This window comes from Streptomyces sp. SP18BB07 (assembly GCF_036322545.1).
GTDB lineage: Bacteria > Actinomycetota > Actinomycetes > Streptomycetales > Streptomycetaceae > Streptomyces > Streptomyces deccanensis.
Genome location: NZ_JAQYWT010000359.1, coordinates 114664 through 131715 on the forward strand (window position 1 = coordinate 114664; position 17052 = coordinate 131715).

The window sequence follows — 17052 nt, forward strand, 5'->3', positions numbered from 1 at the left end:
CACCCGGTCCCACCCCAGGGCCGGTCAGTTTTCAGCATCATCACACAGCGCAACTCCGCCCGCTCCAGCCGCCGTCGGCAACAGGTCCAGCCGCCGTCGGTGCCCCGCGCGGCTTCCGGACAAAGAGAAGGGGCTCCCGGCTTGTCGCCGGGAGCCCCTCACTCGTCACCTGTGGTCAGAACGTGCCCAGCTTGATCAGCGACAGGATCGCCACCAGCTGGATCGCCGAGGCGCCCAGCGCCTTGGGCCAGGGAAGGTCGTGGGACTTGCTGACCATGATGGTCAGGAGGGCGCCCGCCGCGACCCAGGTGATCCAGCCGAGGATCTGGACGAAGGAGGCATCGCCGCCCGCGAACATCGCGACGACCAGACGGGGCGCGTCCGTCAGGGCCATGATCAGCATCGAGAGGCCGACCGTGGGCTGCCAGGCCCCGTCGCCGCCGAGCTGGCGGGCGAGGGTGTGGGTGACAACGCCCAGGACGAAGATGCTGACCACCATCGTCACGCCGGTGACCAGCACGATGGGAACGGCCGCCGAGAGCGTCGCCTTGATCGCCTCTTCGCGCGCGGCGTCGAAGCCGAAGACGGCCAGCAGGCCGTACAGGAACGTCACGATGAGGGCGGGGCCCCACACCGCGTAGTCGCGCATCACCAGGAACGTCTGGTTCGGGCTGGTGACGATGCCCTTGAGCAGGGCCTTCCAGGGCAGCCGCGGGCCGAGCGGCGCCGCCGGGGCGCTGCCCGCGCGGTAGGTGTCGCCCTGCTGGTACGGGTCCTCGCCGACGGCGAACATCTGGGTGTGCCCCGGGTTGTTGGCCGCGTACGGGTCCACGCCGTGGGGGTGCCCGCCGTCGTCGCCGAAGTACTCCGGCTCACCGTGATGGCCGGGCCCTCCACGGCCCCCATGGCCCCCGTGGGTCCCGTAACCGCCGGGGGCGCCGCCGTGCGTCTGGGGCCAGCCGCCCTGACCGCCGCGCCCGCCGCCGTACGGCGGTCCGGGGGGCGTCTGGGGGTAGCCGTACGACGGGCCGCCGGCCTGCGGGGCCTGCTGTCCGTACGGAGGGTTGTGCGGTCGCGCTTGAGGAGCGCCGTTGTCCCGGCCGCGTCCGATCCTGAATCCAGCCACGTCATCGAACGTACCTGGTCCCGAGCGGCCGCGTGCCGGGCCGGGGCCAACCGGCCCGGCTTTGCGGCCGAGCTGTGACATCCCCTAAGGGATCGTCAGGGACGGGTGAGGGGTGCGTCGGTCAGGGCCGCCGCGCAGGTCGGCGGCCTATCGACTGGTCTCAACGCTGCTCTCAACGGCTGCTCTCAACGGCTGCTCATGAACCTGCCGTACGACAGGGCCGATGACGGCGACGGCAGGCCCAGGTTCTTCGGGGTGAGGGCGCGGGAGCCGGTGACCGAGGTCTTCGGGAAGACCCAGACGCCGCCGGACCTCGCGTTCTCGCCGGGGGCGCCGACGGCCGTGTCCGGGGTGCCGTCCTTGTCGTAGTCGCCGGTGGCGACGGCCGTGCCGAAGGCGTCGTTCGTCTCCGCGACGCCGGGGACACCGGGGCGGTCCTGGTGGTACGGCACGGAGGACGCCTCGCCGTACTCGTCGACGAGGCCGCCGGCGTGGCCCAGCAGCAGCGTGGCCGCGCCGGCCGCCGCGCGGGTGCCGATGGCCTCGCCTGGGGCGCCCGCGACCAGGTCGTCGCGGCCGTCGCGGTTGACGTCCAGTACGGCGAGGGAGGCGCCGAAGCGGTCGCCGTCCTCGGCGACGCCGTGGACGCCGGCGGTGTCCTGGTTGAGGGTCTGGGAGCGCAGGCCGAAGGAGCCCTTCGCGTCGCCGTACTCGAGGTGGATGCCGCCGCCCTCGGCGTACGACTCCGGGCCGCACGGGTCGTCGATGTTCTCGTCGGCGATCTCCCGGCACTCGCCGAGGGCCAGGTCGTCCAGACCGTCGCCGTCGAAGTCGCCGACGGCGAGCGCGGAGGCGGCGCCGTTGTCGGAGTTCCAGGTGTTGGCCATCCGGCGCTCGGCCTCGTCCCAGGTCCACAGCCGGACGTGCGACTGAGTGGAGGGGGCGTTGACCGTGTGGTAGGCGAGGGCGAGGTCGTCCGTGCCGTCGGCGGTGAAGTCGCCGGTGGCGAGGAGCGGGGCGCGGCCGCCCATCGGGGCGGCGAGGACGGTGGTGACGACCAGGTCCTCGCCGTTGTCGACGGCGGCCCGCATGACGACCTTGTCCCGGCCGCCGACCACGAGGTCCCGGCCGCCGTCGCCGGTCAGGTCCGCCGCCGCGACCGACCAGCCGTACGCCGCGTTCACCGACGGCCCGGTGAGGGCGTTGGACGCCGGGCCCGTGCCGGTCCTCGCGCCGCCGACTACGGTGACCGTGCCCGCGTCCGCGCCCCGGCCGGTGACGTCCTCACCGGGCGCGCCGACGATCAGCTCGGCGAGGCCGTCACCGCTCAGGTCCGCGAGCAGCACGGAGGTGCCGAAGCGGTCGCCCGCCTCGGGGGTGCCGGGAACCTCGGCGGTGGCCTGGCTGACCCGGATGCTGCCGTTCCTGCCGAGGCCCTTCGCCCCGCCCCAGACGAGGTTCACATAGCCGGCCTTGGCCTTGCCGTTCACGGCTCCGTCGGGGACGCCGACGGCGAGATCCGCGTAGCCGTCGGCGTTGAAGTCGCTGGTCACGGCGGTGGGGGCGGCGGTCGCGGTCGGCGCGAGGGTGAGGGCGAGGGCCGCCGTGGTGGCGGTGGCGGTCGCCACGGTGGCGGCGGCCAGGGCGTACGTCCGTCTGTGCGTCCGTCTGTGCACGGGGGCTCCAGGTGGGTGGCCGGATGTCGAGGGTGTGGCTGGTTCACCTGTGTGACACCTGGAGGCCGCGCGGGGTTGTAGTACCGGAGCCAGGAGCCGGGAGGGCTAGGACCAGAAGTCCGCCTCCTTGTCCATGTCCTCCTGGCATTCGTCGATGTCCGTGAACTTGTCTCCGACGATCCGGAAGACGAGGCAGCCGTTCTGCTCGATGCGCTTGCCGCCGCGCTCGGCGGTGTAGCGGTGCACGGAGACGGCGTGGCCCCGGCCGTCCACGCAGACGTGGCTGAGCGTAACGTCGAACGTCCCGCCGGTCTCCTCGAAGAGGCGGTGGTACAGGCCGATGATCGCGTCCTGCCCCTTGTGGTCGCCCGACAGCAGGTGGCTGCCGGGGACGTGGTGCGTACAGTCCGAGGCCATCAGGGAGCGGAGGGTGTCCATGTCGCCCCGGGTGAAGGCGTCGTAGCCCTTGCGGACGAGTGCTGCGTTCGGGTGTTCGGCCATGGGAATCGCCGGCTTTCCGCTGTTCGTGGGTTTTTGCCCCCGTACAGGAATTATCTCCGCAGGCTTGGGTCGTCGCATCACCCGGGGGCGGTCATGGCGTCACTGGAGCATGCCGCGGACCGTGTCGCCCTCGACCACGGTGGCGCCGGTCGTCGTCACGCCCTTCGTGGAGCCGCGCAGGACCAGGGAGCCGTTCTCGCCGATCACGTACAGGTCGGCCCTGCCGTCGCGGTCGGTGTCGCGGAGGCGGATCGTGTGGCCGAAGTACTCGCCGGTGGACAGGTCGCCGGGCACGCCCGCCGTGTCGCGGGCGAGCCACTGGGAGTTCTTGGTGGTCAGGCCGGACGAGCCGCCGTAGAGGACGTGGACGCCGCCCGCCTGCGCGCGGCTGCCGACGGACTCGCCCGGAGCGGCGATCGCCAGGTCGCGGTAGCCGTCGCCGTTCACGTCGCCGGCGCTGATCGCGTCGCCGAAGGCGTCGTACGACTCCGGGGTGCCCGTGATGCCGGACGTGGCCTGGGTGAAGCGGGCCGACTTCGACGGGCCTGAGGCGCCGCCGTACCAGAGCGTCACGCGGCCCTTGGTCCGGTCGTACACCGGGGTGCCGATGGCGATGTCGCCGTCGCCGTCCTTGTCGAAGTCGGCGATGACGCCGTCGCCGCCGCGCTCGGCCTGGCCGCCGTTCGCCTTCACGGACTCGATGCGCAGGGTCTTGCCGGGGTACAGCTTCGTCTTGCCGCCGGAGACGAACCAGGCGTCGGAGGCGAGGGTGGTGTCGGTGACGACGTCGCCGATGACGACGAGGTCGGTCTTGCCGTCCGTGTTCACCTTGCCGGAGATCAGGGCGGTGGCGTGGAAGTGCGAGTCGCTCTTGTCCAGGACCGTCACGGCGCCCTTCACGCCCGACTTGGTGATCGCGCCCCGGTAGACGTACGCCTTGCCGGCGCGGACGAGGGCGAGGTCCGGGTGGCCGTTGCCGTCGAAGTCGCCGGTGGCGAGGTCGACGGCCTCGCCGGAGGCGCCCTTCGGTCCCTTGAACGGGACGGTGGTGCCGCCGGCGAGGCCCTTCGGGCTTCCCCAGAGGATCGTCACCGTGCCGTTGTCCTTGGCGCTGCCGACGTCCTCGCCGTTGGCGGAGACCGCGAGGTCGCCGTAGCCGTCCTTGTTGAAGTCGGCGGCGGTACGGAACTCGCCGAAGAAGTCGTCCGACTCGTCGGCGCCGGGGACGCCGGCGCTCGCCTGGTCGATGAACTGGGTCTTCGTGCCGGGGCCGCCGGCCGCCGTACCGAAGGTGACCAGAACGCCGCCACCGTCGCTGTAGCGGGTCGCGGTGCCGTACGAGAAGGCCGCGTAGTCGCGGTGGCCGTCGCCGTTGAAGTCGTCGGTGTGCCTGGCGGGGGCGGCGGCGGCCGGGGGTGCCGTGAGGGCCGGGACGGCTGTCAGGAGGGCGGTGGTCAGGGCGGCGGTCAGGGGGAGCGTGCGCTGGCGCAAGGTGAGGGCTCCGGTGGGAGGGGGGTGGGGGAGGGCCCGCGTCCGGTAGGGACGCGGGCCCGGGAAAGGCGTGGCAGTGGTCAGTTCGCGAAGTTCACGCCGAAGGCGGGGGAGCCCGTCGTGGAGACGCCCGAGGTGCTCGGGCTGACGGTGCGACCGCCCGACGTGGTGATCTTCGTGCCGCTGGACGGCAGGTAGAGCACCGAGCCGTTGCCGGCGTTCTCGTACGAGCCCGCCAGCAGGTCGGCCTTGCCGTCGCCGTTGACGTCGTCGAGCTTGACCTCGGCGCCGAACGCGTCGTACGCCTCGGCGCTGTCGGGGACGTTGGCCGTGTCCTGGGTGAAGTACTGGCTGCCCGAGGAGAGGTTGATGCCGCTCGCCGAGCCGTACAGGACGGTGAGCGAGCCGGCGTCGTCGATGGAGCCGACGTCCTCGCCCGGGGCGCCGACGACCAGGTCCTGGAACCCGTCGCCGTTGATGTCGCCGAGGTCCAGCTCGTAACCGAAGTAGTCGTCCGTCTCGGACTCGCCGGGGACGTTGCCGGACTCCTGGGTGAAGCCCGTCGAGGAACCGGGACCGGACGCGGTGCCGTAGGTGACGTTCACCTTGCCGCCCAGCGCGGCGTCCGGGATGGTCGTGCCGTCGGGCGTCTTGTTGTTCCAGTGGGTGCCGGTGACGATGTCGCCGTAGGTGTCGCCGTTGACGTCGCCGATCGCGGTGATCACGCCCGGCTTCAGGGTGGTGGCGGACGAGGCGTTCAGGCCGCTCGCGGTGCCGGGCACGAAGTAGTTCGTGTTCCAGCCGGAGTCGGTCTCGGTCTCGAAGCCGTCGACCACGAGGTCGGTCTTCTTGTCGCCGTTGACGTCGCCCGCGTGGATGTTGAGCGGGCCCATCGAGGGGGAGCCGGACTGGATCGGGGGCGTGACCTTGTACCGGCCGCCCACCGCCGAGCCCGTGGAGCCGATGCCGCCCTTGAGGACGTAGAGGGTGCTGGACGTGTTGCCGACGACCAGGTCGTCCGTGCCGTCACCGTCGAAGTCGCCCGCGGCCAGGTTCTTGCCCCAGCGGTCGTGGGAGGAGGCGGCCGGGTCGGTGATGGTGACGCTGCCGGTTCCGGTCACGCCCTTCGCCGAACCCCACAGGACGACGACCGTGCCGCCGTCGGTGTCACCGCTCACGTCCTCCTTGTAGGCCGTGGTCGCGAGGTCGTCGTAGCCGTCGCCGTTGAAGTCGCCGTACGCGCTGACCGCGCCGAAGGCGTCGCCCGCCTCGGCGGTCCCGGGAACGCCCGAGCTGTCCTGGCTGAGGACGGTGCGCTTGGCGGAGGAGACGCCGGTGGCGGTGCCGTAGAGGACGACGATCTGGCCGGCGGCCTTCTTGCCGTTCACGTAGGCGCCGTCGGCCGAGAAGGCCACGTCGCCGAAGCCGTCGTTGTTGAAGTCGGCCTGCGGGACCGTGGCGGAGTCGGCCGCCGTCGCCGTCACGGCCGAGAAGGTGAGCAGACCGCCCGTCAGCGCGGCCGCGGAGGCCGTCGCGAGGGCGAGACGCAGATGCTTGTGCATGCGGGGATCTCCTGCTGCATGCGGACGCCTGGCAGGCGTCCGCAGTCAATGGGGTGCCCGTTCCATCCCTGTTCGCCTGGATTTCAACAGGACGTAAGGAGGTCGTTGGCTAACAGGAGACCGCTGAGGGGGCCGGTGGGTTGTACGTGTATTCGAGAAATTTTTGTGGCCACTGAGGTTGGTGGGACAACGCGGGCGAAAGAGGTTCGTCAGGCACAGGGCAGGCCGGGATGTCCGGGCGAACGTTCCGCCGTGGTCGTGCGTCTGCGGTGCGAGGCAGTGACGTGAGCCGTCGGACCGGTAGGAGACATGATGCTGAGCGGAAATCGTGTACGGATCCCCCTGGCCGCCCTGGCGGCGGTCCCCCTGGCCGTCGGGTGCGGAGCATTCGACACCGGGGGTACGAGTTCCGCCTCGTGCGTGTTCGCCGTGGACTACGGCGACCGGCAGTACTTCGAGGCGGGCAACGTCGACATCGTCCTCGGCGCGAAGGTGGGCACCGCGCGGGACTCCGTCTGTGATGACCAGGGCGGCGGTGCGGAGGACCGGGTGCCGGTCGAGGATCTGGGCGTCTACTCGGCGTACGCCGTCAAGGGCGTCGACACCGAGGACGCGATCGCGGTCCGTGAGTCGCCGGGGGGCGAGGTGCGCGTCCTGGTCCACGCGGCCGAGGACGAGGGTGTGAACGCGGCGGTCGACCGGGTGTTCGGGGAGGGGGAGGTCCCGGCGAAGTGCGCGTTCGTGGTGGATTACGGAGGGGACAGCTACAGCGACCGCGGCGACGCGCGGTTCGAGTTGGGGGACAGGGCGGGAACGGCCCGTGCGGTGCCCTGCGGTGACACACCCGGCGAGGCCGGTGCCACGGCCGAGCCGGCGGTGTACGAGGCGTACGAGGTCAAGGGCCTGGACCCGGCCGACGCCGTGGCGATCCGCCTCTCGCCGGACGAGGAACCGTTCTTGGTGGTGCGGATGACCGACGACCTGCCGCCGGAGATCGAGAAGTTGCTCCCAGCCGAGGAGCGGTGAGCCGCACGGGCTGTGACACGACGACGCCCCCGGTCCGGGCGGGACCGGGGGCGTCGCTACGGCAACTGCCTTACGCGGGCGGCTACTTCACCGGCTGCGGCTCCGGCTCGGACTCCGTCTCCGCCGCGCCCGCCGGGGGCTCGTCGTCCGGGACCGGGGTCTTGACGGACTCCAGCAGCAGCTGGGCGACGTCGACGACCGTGATGGACTCCTTCGCCTTGCCCTCGTTCTTCTTGCCGTTGACCGAGTCGGTCAGCATGACGAGGCAGAACGGGCAGGCGGTGGAGACGATGTCCGGGTTGAGTGAGAGGGCCTCGTCGACGCGCTCGTTGTTGATGCGCTTGCCGATCCGCTCCTCCATCCACATCCGCGCGCCACCGGCGCCACAGCAGAAGCCGCGCTCCTTGTGGCGGTGCATCTCCTGCTGACGCAGGCCCGGGACGGCGGTCATGATCTCGCGCGGCGGCGTGTAGATCTTGTTGTGACGGCCCAGGTAGCAGGGGTCGTGGTAGGTGATCAGGCCCTCGACCGGGGTCACCGGGATCAGCTTGCCCTCGTCGATCAGGTGCTGGAGCAGCTGGGTGTGGTGGATGACTTCGTAGTCGCCGCCGAGCTGCGGGTACTCGTTGCCGAGGGTGTTGAGGCAGTGGGGGCAGGTGGCGACGATCTTCTTCGCGGACTTCGGCTTCGCCGACTCGGGCACGACCTTGCCCTCGTCGTCCATCTCCTCGCCGAACGCCATGTTCAGCGCCATGACGTTCTCCATGCCGAGCTCCTGGAAGAGGGGCTCGTTGCCGAGGCGGCGGGCGGAGTCACCGGTGCACTTCTCGTCGCCGCCCATGATGGCGAACTTGACGCCCGCCATGTGCAGCAGCTCCGCGAAGGCCTTGGTGGTCTTCTTGGCGCGGTCCTCCAGGGCGCCGGCGCAGCCGACCCAGTACAGGTACTCGACCTCGGAGAGGTCCTCGATGTCCTTGCCGACGACCGGGACCTCGAACTCGACCTCCTTGAGCCACTCCAGGCGCTGCTTCTTCGCCAGGCCCCAGGGGTTGCCCTTCTTCTCCAGGTTCTTGAGCATCGTGCCCGCCTCGGACGGGAACGCGGACTCGATCATCACCTGGTAGCGGCGCATGTCGACGATGTGGTCGACGTGCTCGATGTCGACCGGGCACTGCTCGACGCAGGCGCCGCAGGTGGTGCAGGACCACAGGACGTCCGGGTCGATGACGCCGTTCTCCTCGACGGTCCCGATCAGCGGGCGCTCGGCCTCGGCGAGCGCGGACGCGGGCACGTCCTTGAGCTGCTCCTCGGACGCCTTCTCCTCGCCCTCCATGGTCTTGCCGCCACCGGCGAGGAGGTACGGGGCCTTGGCGTGCGCGTGGTCGCGCAGCGACATGATCAGCAGCTTGGGGGAGAGCGGCTTGCCGGTGTTCCAGGCGGGGCACTGCGACTGACAGCGACCGCACTCGGTGCAGGTCGAGAAGTCGAGGATGCCCTTCCAGGAGAACTGCTCCACCTGGGAGACACCGAAGACGTCGTCGTCACCGGGGTCGGCGAAGTCGATCGGCTTGCCGCCGGAGGTCATCGGCTGGAGACCGCCGAGGGCCGTGGCGCCGTCGGCGTTCCGCTTGAACCAGATGTTCGGGAAGCCGAGGAAGCGGTGCCAGGCGACACCCATGTTGGTGTTCAGCGAGACCGTGATCATCCAGATCAGCGAGGTGCCGATCTTGATCATCGCGACGAAGTAGATCAGGTTCTGCAGGGTGTTCGGGTCGAGGTCCTTGAAGGCGAGGACCAGCGGGTACGAGGCGAAGTAGCCGGCCTCGTAGTGGTCCACGTGGTGGATGGCGCCCTCGAGGCCGCGCAGGGCGTAGATCGCCAGGCCGATGGTGAGGATGACGTACTCGACGAAGTACGCCTGCCAGGCCTTGGAGCCCGCGAAACGCGACTTGCGGCCCGCCCGGGAGGGCAGGTTGAGCAGCCGGATGGCGATCAGCACGAGGATGCCGAGGATCGTCATCACACCGATGAACTCGATGTACATCTCGAACGGCAGGAAGCCGCCGATGACCGGCAGCGTCCAGTCGGCCTGGAACAGCTGGCCGTAGGCCTGGGCGAGGGTGGGCGGCAGCGTCAGGAAGCCGATCGCGACGAACCAGTGGGCGAAGCCGACGATCCCCCACCGGTTCATCCGGGTGTGGCCGAGGAACTCCTTGACCAGGGTGATCGTGCGCGCCTTCGGGTCGTCCGTACGGCTGCCCGCCGGCACCGGCTGACCGAGCTTCACGAACCGGTAGATCTGCGCCACGGCTCGGGCGATCAGCGCGACGCCGACCACGGTCAGGACCAGCGACACGATGATCGCGGCGAGTTGCATTTCGGGGCTCCTCGGGCCTGCGAGGGTGATTACTAAGCAGTAACTTATGCAGTCCGTCTGAGACTACCCAGTTCTTCAGCCGCACTGTAGCCAGGGGGGCGGTGATCTGCGTCGCTGAGGGTTGCCTGAGTACCGGCCTGTCGCGTTTCGGGTGATCGTGCTGTTTCAAAACGATCGTGTTATTCGTAAGAAATTGTGACACTCCCACCTAACGTGGATCCGTGCTGTATGGAATCCTCGCCGCCGCCTCCGCCCTGTTGCTGACCGCCGTGCTCTCGGCGGCCGTCCGCGTGCCCGCGCTGCGGCTGGGGATCGCGGAGCGCCGGCGCGGGCGGCGGGTGCCGTTGCTCGGGGGCCTCGCGGTGATGGGCGGGGTGGGGGCCGTGGCGTGGGTGGGGGAGTGGAGCGGGGTCGCTCCGCTCGGGCGCGAGGCCGGATGGCTGATCGTCGTCGGGGCCGGGCTCGGGGTGTTCGGGCTGCTCGGTGATGTGTGGCGGCTGCCGGCCGTGGTGCGGGCGGCGGGGGTGGTCGTCGGTGCCGCGCTGGTCGTGCCGTACCGCGAACTCGGCGTGCTGGGCGGGATGGCGGGGGTCGTCTGGATCGTCCTCGTGGTGCACGGGTTCAAGGGGATGGGGCGCTCCGACGGGGTGCTCGGGGTGGTCGGGGCGGTCACCGCGTTCGCGCTGAGCGGGTGTGCGGCGGCCGAGGTCATGGACGGACTGGCCACGCTGTTCAGCGTGCTGGCCGCCGCGCTCACCGGGTTCCTGATGCACAACTGGCCGCCCGCGCGCGTCGTGCTCGGCACGTGCGGGGCGCTGTTCGTGGGCTTCCTGCTCGCGGGGGGTGTGCTGCACGTGTACGCCGTCGGGTACGGGGCCGGTGTGGGGGCGCCCTTCGCCCTGACGGCCCTGGCCACCGCCGACGTGGTCCTCGTCCTGGTCTCGCGGAAGCGGGCGGGGCGGGAGTTGTGGCGGGGCGGGCCGGACCATCTCGCCCACCGGCTGCGGCGGATCGGGCTCACGCCGCCGGGGGTGGTGATCGTGATGGGGGTCGCGGCCGCGGGGTCCACGGGGGTGGGGCTCGCCATCCACATGCTGTGGACGCAGCCGCGCACCGCGTGGTGGGTGGCGGGGGCGACCGGCCTGGTCGTCCTGGGCATGCTCTTCGTCCCGCCGCCCACGACGAGACCGACGCCCGCGACCTCCGTGCGCGTCAATGGTCCCCGCGCCGTTCCCACGGGCGCCCACCGCGCCCCCGCCCCGCTCACCCGCCGCCACCCCATCCCAGGGGGCCGCGCCCCCGGCCCACCGCCCCGCCCCGACCGCTTCCGGGAACAGGAGACGGCGGAACTGGGGAGGAGGGGGTGGGTGGGGTAGGGCTGGGGCCGGGTGGGGCCGGGGCGGGGTGCCTGCCGGTTGGGCTGGTTGTGCGTGGGTCCCGGGCGGCCGTGGGGCGGCTCGCGGGCGAGGGGTCGGCTGCTGCGGGCTAAGGGGGCGGGTGCCGCCGGTGAGTCGGCGTTGCGTCATGGGATGGGCCTGCGCATCGACGAGGTCACCAGGTGCCCCGGTCGGCGGCGAGGCGGCTCCTCTCGCGGGAGCGGTTCGGCCTCCGGTCCGGTGGGGCTTCTCGCGCAGTTCCCCGCGCCCCTGAAGGGCGCAGGCCCTGGCGGGCCTGGGAGCGCGGGGTGCGATCCCTGGGGTTCCACCGCTCTCCCCGTCGCCCGTCGCCCGTCGCCCGCCCCTCGGCGACCCGCAGCCCCACCCCCGCACGTCACTCTCGTACCCGATGAGCGCCTGCCCCGTGGCCGTATACGTGCAGGTCAGCAGCCAGTTGCGTATAAGGAAAACATAAGAGTTGAGTCTCCTCCACTCAGGTCTGTTGACCCATCGGGAGGCGTCATGCACACTTGAGTCCGTTCCACTCAAGTCATTGTTGGAGGAATTGAAATGGCACGTGCGGTCGGCATCGACCTGGGCACGACTAACTCCGTCGTCAGCGTTCTTGAAGGCGGCGAGCCCACCGTCATCACCAACGCAGAGGGCGCCAGGACCACGCCGTCCGTCGTCGCCTTCGCCAAGAACGGTGAGGTGCTCGTCGGCGAGGTGGCCAAGCGCCAGGCGGTCACGAACGTGGACCGGACGATCCGGTCCGTCAAGCGTCACATGGGCACGGACTGGAAGATCGAGCTCGACGGGAAGCACTTCAACCCGCAGCAGATGAGCGCGTTCATCCTGCAGAAGCTGAAGCGCGACGCCGAGGCCTACCTGGGCGAGAAGGTCGCGGACGCGGTCATCACCGTCCCGGCGTACTTCAACGACTCCGAGCGCCAGGCGACGAAGGAGGCCGGTGAGATCGCGGGGCTGAACGTCCTGCGCATCGTCAACGAGCCCACCGCCGCCGCCCTCGCCTACGGCCTCGACAAGGACGACCAGACGATCCTGGTCTTCGACCTCGGTGGCGGCACCTTCGACGTGTCCCTCCTGGAGATCGGCGACGGCGTCGTCGAGGTGAAGGCCACCAACGGTGACAACCACCTCGGTGGTGACGACTGGGACCAGCGCGTCGTCGACTACCTGGTGCAGCAGTTCCGCGCCGGCCACGGCGTGGACCTCGCCAAGGACAAGATGGCCCTCCAGCGCCTCCGCGAGGCCGCCGAGAAGGCCAAGATCGAGCTGTCCTCCTCCACCGAGACCTCGATCAACCTGCCCTACATCACGGCCTCCGCCGAGGGCCCGCTGCACCTGGACGAGAAGCTCACCCGCGCCCAGTTCCAGCAGCTGACGGCCGACCTGCTGGAGCGCTGCAAGACGCCGTTCCACAACGTCATCAAGGACGCCGGCATCGCGCTGTCCGAGATCGACCACGTCGTTCTCGTCGGTGGCTCCACCCGTATGCCCGCCGTCGCCGAGCTCGTCAAGGAGCTGACCGGCGGCAAGGAGGCCAACAAGGGTGTGAACCCGGACGAGGTCGTCGCCATCGGCGCCTCCCTCCAGGCCGGTGTCCTGAAGGGTGAGGTCAAGGACGTCCTGCTCCTCGACGTCACCCCGCTGTCCCTCGGTATCGAGACCAAGGGCGGCATCATGACCAAGCTCATCGAGCGGAACACGACGATCCCGACCAAGCGGTCCGAGATCTTCACCACCGCCGAGGACAACCAGCCGTCCGTGCAGATCCAGGTCTACCAGGGCGAGCGCGAGATCGCGGCGTACAACAAGAAGCTCGGGATGTTCGAGCTGACCGGTCTGCCGCCGGCGCCCCGCGGCGTCCCGCAGATCGAGGTCTCCTTCGACATCGACGCCAACGGCATCATGCACGTGACCGCGAAGGACCTGGGCACGGGCAAGGAGCAGAAGATGACCGTCACCGGCGGCTCCTCGCTGCCGAAGGACGAGGTCGACCGGATGCGCCAGGAGGCCGAGCAGTACGCGGAGGAGGACCACCGCCGCCGCGAGGCCGCCGAGACCCGCAACCAGGGCGAGCAGCTCGTCTACCAGACCGAGAAGTTCCTCAAGGACAACGAGGACAAGGTCCCCGGTGACATCAAGACCGAGGTCGAGGCCTCCGTCGCCGAGCTGAAGGAAGCGCTCAAGGGCGAGGACACCGCCGAGATCCGCACGGCCACCGAGAAGGTCGCGGCCGTCTCGCAGAAGCTCGGCCAGGCCCTCTACGCCGACGCCCAGGCCGCGCAGGCCGCGGGCGGCGAGGCCGGCGCCGGCGCCGGTGACGCCAGGGCCGACGATGACGTCGTCGACGCCGAGATCGTCGACGAGGACCGGAAGGACGGTGCCGCGTGACGGAGGAGACCCCGGGCTTCGACGAGCAGCAGCCGCAGTCGGCTCAGCCGCAGCAGCCTGATGTCCCCTCCGGCTCCGAGGACGCCGAGCCGAAGGCCGCCCCCCAGGAGGGGGCGGCCCCGGCCGGGGACGCGGCAGCGACGGCCCAGGTGGCCGGTCTGACGGCGCAGCTGGACCAGGTGCGTACGGCGCTCGGTGAGCGCACGGCGGACCTCCAGCGCCTCCAGGCCGAGTACCAGAACTACCGTCGCCGGGTCGAGCGCGACCGGATCCAGGTCAAGGAGATCGCCATCGCGAACCTCCTCACCGAACTCCTGCCCGTGCTCGACGACATCGGGCGCGCGCGGGAGCACGGCGAACTCGTCGGCGGCTTCAAGTCCGTCGCCGAGTCCCTCGAGACCGTGGCGGCGAAGATGGGACTCATGCAGTTCGGCAAGGAGGGCGAGCCCTTCGACCCGACGATCCACGAGGCCCTGATGCACAGTTACGCGCCCGACGTCACCGAGACGACGTGCGTGGCGATTCTCCAGCCGGGGTATCGCATCGGCGAGCGCACCATCCGCCCCGCGCGGGTGGCCGTGGCCGAGCCGCAGCCCGGCGCGCAGACCGCCAAGGCCGAGGAGGCCGAGGCGGCCGACGACAAGGAGAGCGGTGGCCCGGACGAGGGCTGACGCCGACGAAGTGGACACCCGGTGGAAGGAGGGACGTCGCGGATGAGTACCAAGGACTTCATCGAGAAGGACTACTACAAGGTCCTCGGCGTCCCCAAGGACGCCACCGAGGCCGAGATCAAGAAGGCGTACCGCAAGCTCGCCCGCGAGTACCACCCGGACGCCAACAAGGGGAACGTCAAGGCCGAGGAGCGCTTCAAGGAGATCTCCGAGGCCAACGACATCCTCGGTGACCCCAAGAAGCGCAAGGAGTACGACGAGGCCCGCGCCCTCTTCGGCAACGGCGGCTTCCGTCCCGGACCCGGCGCCGGCGGCTCGTTCAACTTCGACCTGGGCGACCTCTTCGGCGGCGGCGCCCAGGGCGGGGGGCAGGCGGGCGGCTTCGGCGGGGGCATCGGCGATGTCTTCGGCGGCCTGTTCAACCGGGGCAGCTCCGGCACCACGCGGGTGCAGCCCCGGCGCGGCCAGGACATCGAGTCCGAGGTCACGCTGAGCTTCACCGAGGCCATCGAGGGCGCGACCGTGCCCCTGCGGATGTCCTCGCAGTCGCCCTGCAAGGGCTGTTCCGGCACCGGCGACGCCAACGGCACACCCCGCGTGTGCCCGACCTGCGTCGGCACCGGCCAGGTCGCGCGGGGCTCCGGCGGCGGCTTCTCCCTGACCGACCCCTGCCCGGACTGCAAGGGCCGGGGCCTGATCGCCGAGAACCCCTGCGAGATCTGCAAGGGCTCGGGCCGCGCCAAGTCCTCCCGCACCATGCAGGTCCGCATCCCGGCGGGCGTCCTGGACAGCCAGCGGATCCGGCTGCGCGGCAAGGGCGCCCCCGGCGAACGGGGCGGCCCGGCGGGCGACCTGTACGTCGTCGTGCACGTCGATGCGCACCCGGTGTTCGGCCGCAAGGACGACAACCTCACGGTGACCGTCCCGGTGACGTTCACCGAGGCGGCACTCGGCGGAGAGGTCCGGGTCCCGACCCTGGGCGGACCGCCGGTCACCCTGAAACTGCCTCCGGGCACCCCCAACGGCCGTACGATGCGGGCCCGGGGCAAGGGCGCCTTCCGCAAGGACGGCACCCGGGGGGACCTGCTGATCACGGTCGAGGTGAGTGTCCCGAAGGACCTGTCGGGGAAGGCTCGTGACGCGCTGGAGGCGTATCGCGAGGCGACCGCGGGCGAGGACCCGCGAGCGGAGCTGTTCCAGGCCGCGAAGGGAGCATGAATGTGATGGACGGCCGCCGTAGAAACCCCTATGAGCTGACGGAAGAGACACCGGTGTACGTCATCTCGGTGGCCGCCCAGCTCTCCGGTCTGCACCCGCAGACCCTGCGCCAGTACGACCGTCTCGGACTGGTCTCCCCGGACCGCACCGCCGGGCGGGGCCGTCGCTACTCGGCCCGTGACATCGAACTGCTGCGTACCGTCCAGCAGTTGTCGCAGGACGAGGGCATCAACCTGGCCGGCATCAAGCGCATCATCGAACTGGAGAACCAGGTCGCCGCGCTCCAGTCGAGGGTGGCCGAGATGGAGGCCGCGCTCGACGGCGCCGCCGCGGCCATGCGCCAGCGCGAGGCGGCGGTCCACGCGTCGTACCGGCGCGATCTGGTGCCGTATCAGGAAGTGCAGCAGAGCAGCGCGTTGGTGGTGTGGCGGCCGAAGGGTCGGCAGACGTCGTCCGACTGACGGTTCGGCAGCCATTCGTCTGACGACTCGTCAAGTACGGGCAGGGGCCCGGAGGTTCGTACGAACCTCCGGGCCCCTGCCCGTTGCTGGCGTCAGCTCCCGGGGTTCAGTTCGGTCGCCGTCACGACCTCCGCCTCGCCGGTCCACTTGTAGTGCGAGTTCCAGTCGTCGTCCACGGCGTCGACGAAGAAACAGCGCTCCTCGCCGTCCGGGTCGGTGCGGTACTCGTACGAGGTCGTGGTGGCCGACAGCCACTCCACCTCGCCCGCGTAGCACATCTTCTCGCCCTCGTCGCCGACGAGTTCGCCACCGTAGACGACGTACCGGGCCAGGTCGGGCGTCGGGTTGGCGTCCCAGTTCAGTTCGAAGCCGTACTCGGTCGGCGTGGCGGTCAGCCCCGTGACCGCGGAGGGCGGGGTGTCGTCCCGGCGCCGCCCGTCGACGGAGGCGGACCGCGCGGACTCGTTGCCCGCCGCGTCGACCGCGGTCACCCGGTAGTGGTAGGTGACGCCCTGCTCGGCGGAGGCGTCCCGGTACGAGAGCTGGTCGGTGGTGCCGACCCGGGTGTAGGTGCCGTCGGCGCTCGCAGCCCGGTACACCCGGTACGACGACGCTCCCGTGACCGCCGTCCAGCCGACGCGGATGCCGCCGTCCTCGGAAGCGTCGGTGACGTCCACACCCTGGGGAACGCCGGGTGCGACCCGGTCCACGGTGGTGACGGCCTTCTCCGCGGTGCTCTGCGACTCGTTCCCGGCCTGGTCGAGGGCGCGGACCACGTAGTGGTACCGCGCGCCGGTGACCGGGAGGGTGGCGTCCGTGAACGACGTACCCGTGGTCGTCGTCATCGGCTCGGCGAAGGCCCCGCCCTCCGCGCGGCGGTACACGCGGTAGCCCCGGAGGTCCATCTCCTTGTTCTTCGCCCAGCTCAGCTTGGCCTTGCCGGTGGTCTTGTCGTACGCCACGGTCGGGGCGGTGGGCGTCAGCGGGGCGATCTTGTCGACGGTGGCGGAGGTGCGGGGCGTGTAGGTGAACTTGACCTTGGCGGAGCCGGTCCAGTTGACGTAGTCGACGCGGAGGGTGTGTTTGCCGGCGGGGATGGTGAGGTTGACGGTCTTGGAGACGGTGGTGGTGCCGTTCTTCCAGAGGTCG

At 70.6% G+C, this 17052-nt stretch carries 13 protein-coding genes; 6 read left to right on the forward strand and 7 right to left on the reverse strand.

Annotation, left to right across the window (positions count from 1 at the left end):
* Nucleotides 1–175 precede the first annotated feature (175 nt).
* The 5 genes from PUR53_RS38335 to PUR53_RS38355 all read right to left on the reverse strand — a co-directional run bounded on the left by PUR53_RS38335 (nucleotide 176) and on the right by PUR53_RS38355 (nucleotide 6356).
* Nucleotides 176–1207, reverse strand: a complete 1032-nt coding sequence (locus PUR53_RS38335; RefSeq protein WP_329902128.1) for a Yip1 family protein — start codon at nucleotides 1205–1207, stop codon at nucleotides 176–178.
* 104 nt (nucleotides 1208–1311) lie between these two features.
* Complete coding sequence (locus PUR53_RS38340) at nucleotides 1312–2802, reverse strand: FG-GAP repeat protein (RefSeq protein ID WP_329911404.1); 1491 nt, start codon at nucleotides 2800–2802, stop codon at nucleotides 1312–1314.
* A 105-nt stretch (nucleotides 2803–2907) separates the two neighbouring features.
* Nucleotides 2908–3303, reverse strand: coding sequence for a nuclear transport factor 2 family protein (locus PUR53_RS38345; protein WP_329911406.1), 396 nt, complete (start codon nucleotides 3301–3303; stop codon nucleotides 2908–2910).
* A 99-nt stretch (nucleotides 3304–3402) separates the two neighbouring features.
* The gene (locus PUR53_RS38350) at nucleotides 3403–4794 is read right to left on the reverse strand and encodes an FG-GAP and VCBS repeat-containing protein (RefSeq protein WP_329911408.1); all 1392 of its coding nucleotides are present in this window, start codon (nucleotides 4792–4794) and stop codon (nucleotides 3403–3405) included.
* Between the two features lie 80 nt (nucleotides 4795–4874).
* Nucleotides 4875–6356, reverse strand: coding sequence for an FG-GAP-like repeat-containing protein (locus tag PUR53_RS38355; RefSeq protein ID WP_329902132.1), 1482 nt, complete (start codon nucleotides 6354–6356; stop codon nucleotides 4875–4877).
* Nucleotides 6357–6665: 309 nt separating this feature from the next.
* On the opposite strand from PUR53_RS38355, the gene PUR53_RS38360 reads away from it, so the two are divergent.
* Complete coding sequence (locus PUR53_RS38360; protein ID WP_329911409.1) at nucleotides 6666–7382, forward strand: DUF6281 family protein; 717 nt, start codon at nucleotides 6666–6668, stop codon at nucleotides 7380–7382.
* Nucleotides 7383–7464: 82 nt separating this feature from the next.
* Here the strand turns inward: PUR53_RS38360 and PUR53_RS38365 are convergent, their stop codons facing one another.
* A complete protein-coding gene (locus PUR53_RS38365; RefSeq protein WP_329902134.1) occupies nucleotides 7465–9759 on the reverse strand; it encodes a (Fe-S)-binding protein in 2295 nt (764 codons plus the stop codon).
* Between the two features lie 221 nt (nucleotides 9760–9980).
* Here PUR53_RS38365 and PUR53_RS38370 point away from each other — a divergent pair, with 221 nt between their 5' ends.
* The 5 genes from PUR53_RS38370 to PUR53_RS38390 all read left to right on the forward strand — a co-directional run bounded on the left by PUR53_RS38370 (nucleotide 9981) and on the right by PUR53_RS38390 (nucleotide 15903).
* On the forward strand, nucleotides 9981–11135 hold the full coding sequence (locus PUR53_RS38370; RefSeq protein WP_329911410.1) for an MraY family glycosyltransferase: 1155 nt from the start codon (nucleotides 9981–9983) through the stop codon (nucleotides 11133–11135).
* Nucleotides 11136–11705: 570 nt separating this feature from the next.
* Nucleotides 11706–13553 (forward strand): molecular chaperone DnaK, encoded by a 1848-nt coding sequence (dnaK, locus tag PUR53_RS38375; protein WP_329902136.1) that lies wholly within the window; start codon nucleotides 11706–11708, stop codon nucleotides 13551–13553.
* Nucleotides 13550–14224: a nucleotide exchange factor GrpE gene (grpE, locus tag PUR53_RS38380; protein WP_329902137.1), complete on the forward strand. Its 675-nt coding sequence runs from the start codon at nucleotides 13550–13552 to the stop codon at nucleotides 14222–14224. Before dnaK ends, grpE begins: the two co-directional genes overlap by 4 nt.
* Nucleotides 14225–14266: 42 nt before the next feature.
* A complete protein-coding gene (gene dnaJ, locus PUR53_RS38385) occupies nucleotides 14267–15442 on the forward strand; it encodes a molecular chaperone DnaJ (RefSeq protein WP_329911411.1) in 1176 nt (391 codons plus the stop codon).
* A gap of 5 nt (nucleotides 15443–15447) precedes the next feature.
* Nucleotides 15448–15903, forward strand: coding sequence for a heat shock protein transcriptional repressor HspR (locus PUR53_RS38390; protein WP_329902144.1), 456 nt, complete (start codon nucleotides 15448–15450; stop codon nucleotides 15901–15903).
* A gap of 92 nt (nucleotides 15904–15995) precedes the next feature.
* On the opposite strand, the gene PUR53_RS38395 is transcribed toward PUR53_RS38390, so the two are convergent.
* Nucleotides 15996–17052 (reverse strand): fibronectin type III domain-containing protein (locus PUR53_RS38395; protein WP_329911412.1); only part of this gene is annotated, 1057 nt, incomplete at its 5' end.

Excerpts from the sequence above, each read along its gene's own strand:
- PUR53_RS38335 (WP_329902128.1), bottom strand. The coding sequence starts at position 1,207 with ATGTCACAGCTCGGCCGCAAAGCCGGGCCGGTTGGCCCCGGCCCGGCA.
- PUR53_RS38345 (WP_329911406.1), bottom strand. The coding sequence starts at position 3,303 with ATGGCCGAACACCCGAACGCAGCACTCGTCCGCAAGGGCTACGACGCC.
- PUR53_RS38355 (WP_329902132.1), bottom strand. The coding sequence starts at position 6,356 with ATGCACAAGCATCTGCGTCTCGCCCTCGCGACGGCCTCCGCGGCCGCG.
- PUR53_RS38360 (WP_329911409.1), top strand. The coding sequence starts at position 6,666 with ATGATGCTGAGCGGAAATCGTGTACGGATCCCCCTGGCCGCCCTGGCG.
- PUR53_RS38365 (WP_329902134.1), bottom strand. The coding sequence starts at position 9,759 with ATGCAACTCGCCGCGATCATCGTGTCGCTGGTCCTGACCGTGGTCGGC.
- dnaK (WP_329902136.1), top strand. The coding sequence starts at position 11,706 with ATGGCACGTGCGGTCGGCATCGACCTGGGCACGACTAACTCCGTCGTC.
- dnaJ (WP_329911411.1), top strand. The coding sequence starts at position 14,267 with ATGAGTACCAAGGACTTCATCGAGAAGGACTACTACAAGGTCCTCGGC.
- PUR53_RS38390 (WP_329902144.1), top strand. The coding sequence starts at position 15,448 with ATGGACGGCCGCCGTAGAAACCCCTATGAGCTGACGGAAGAGACACCG.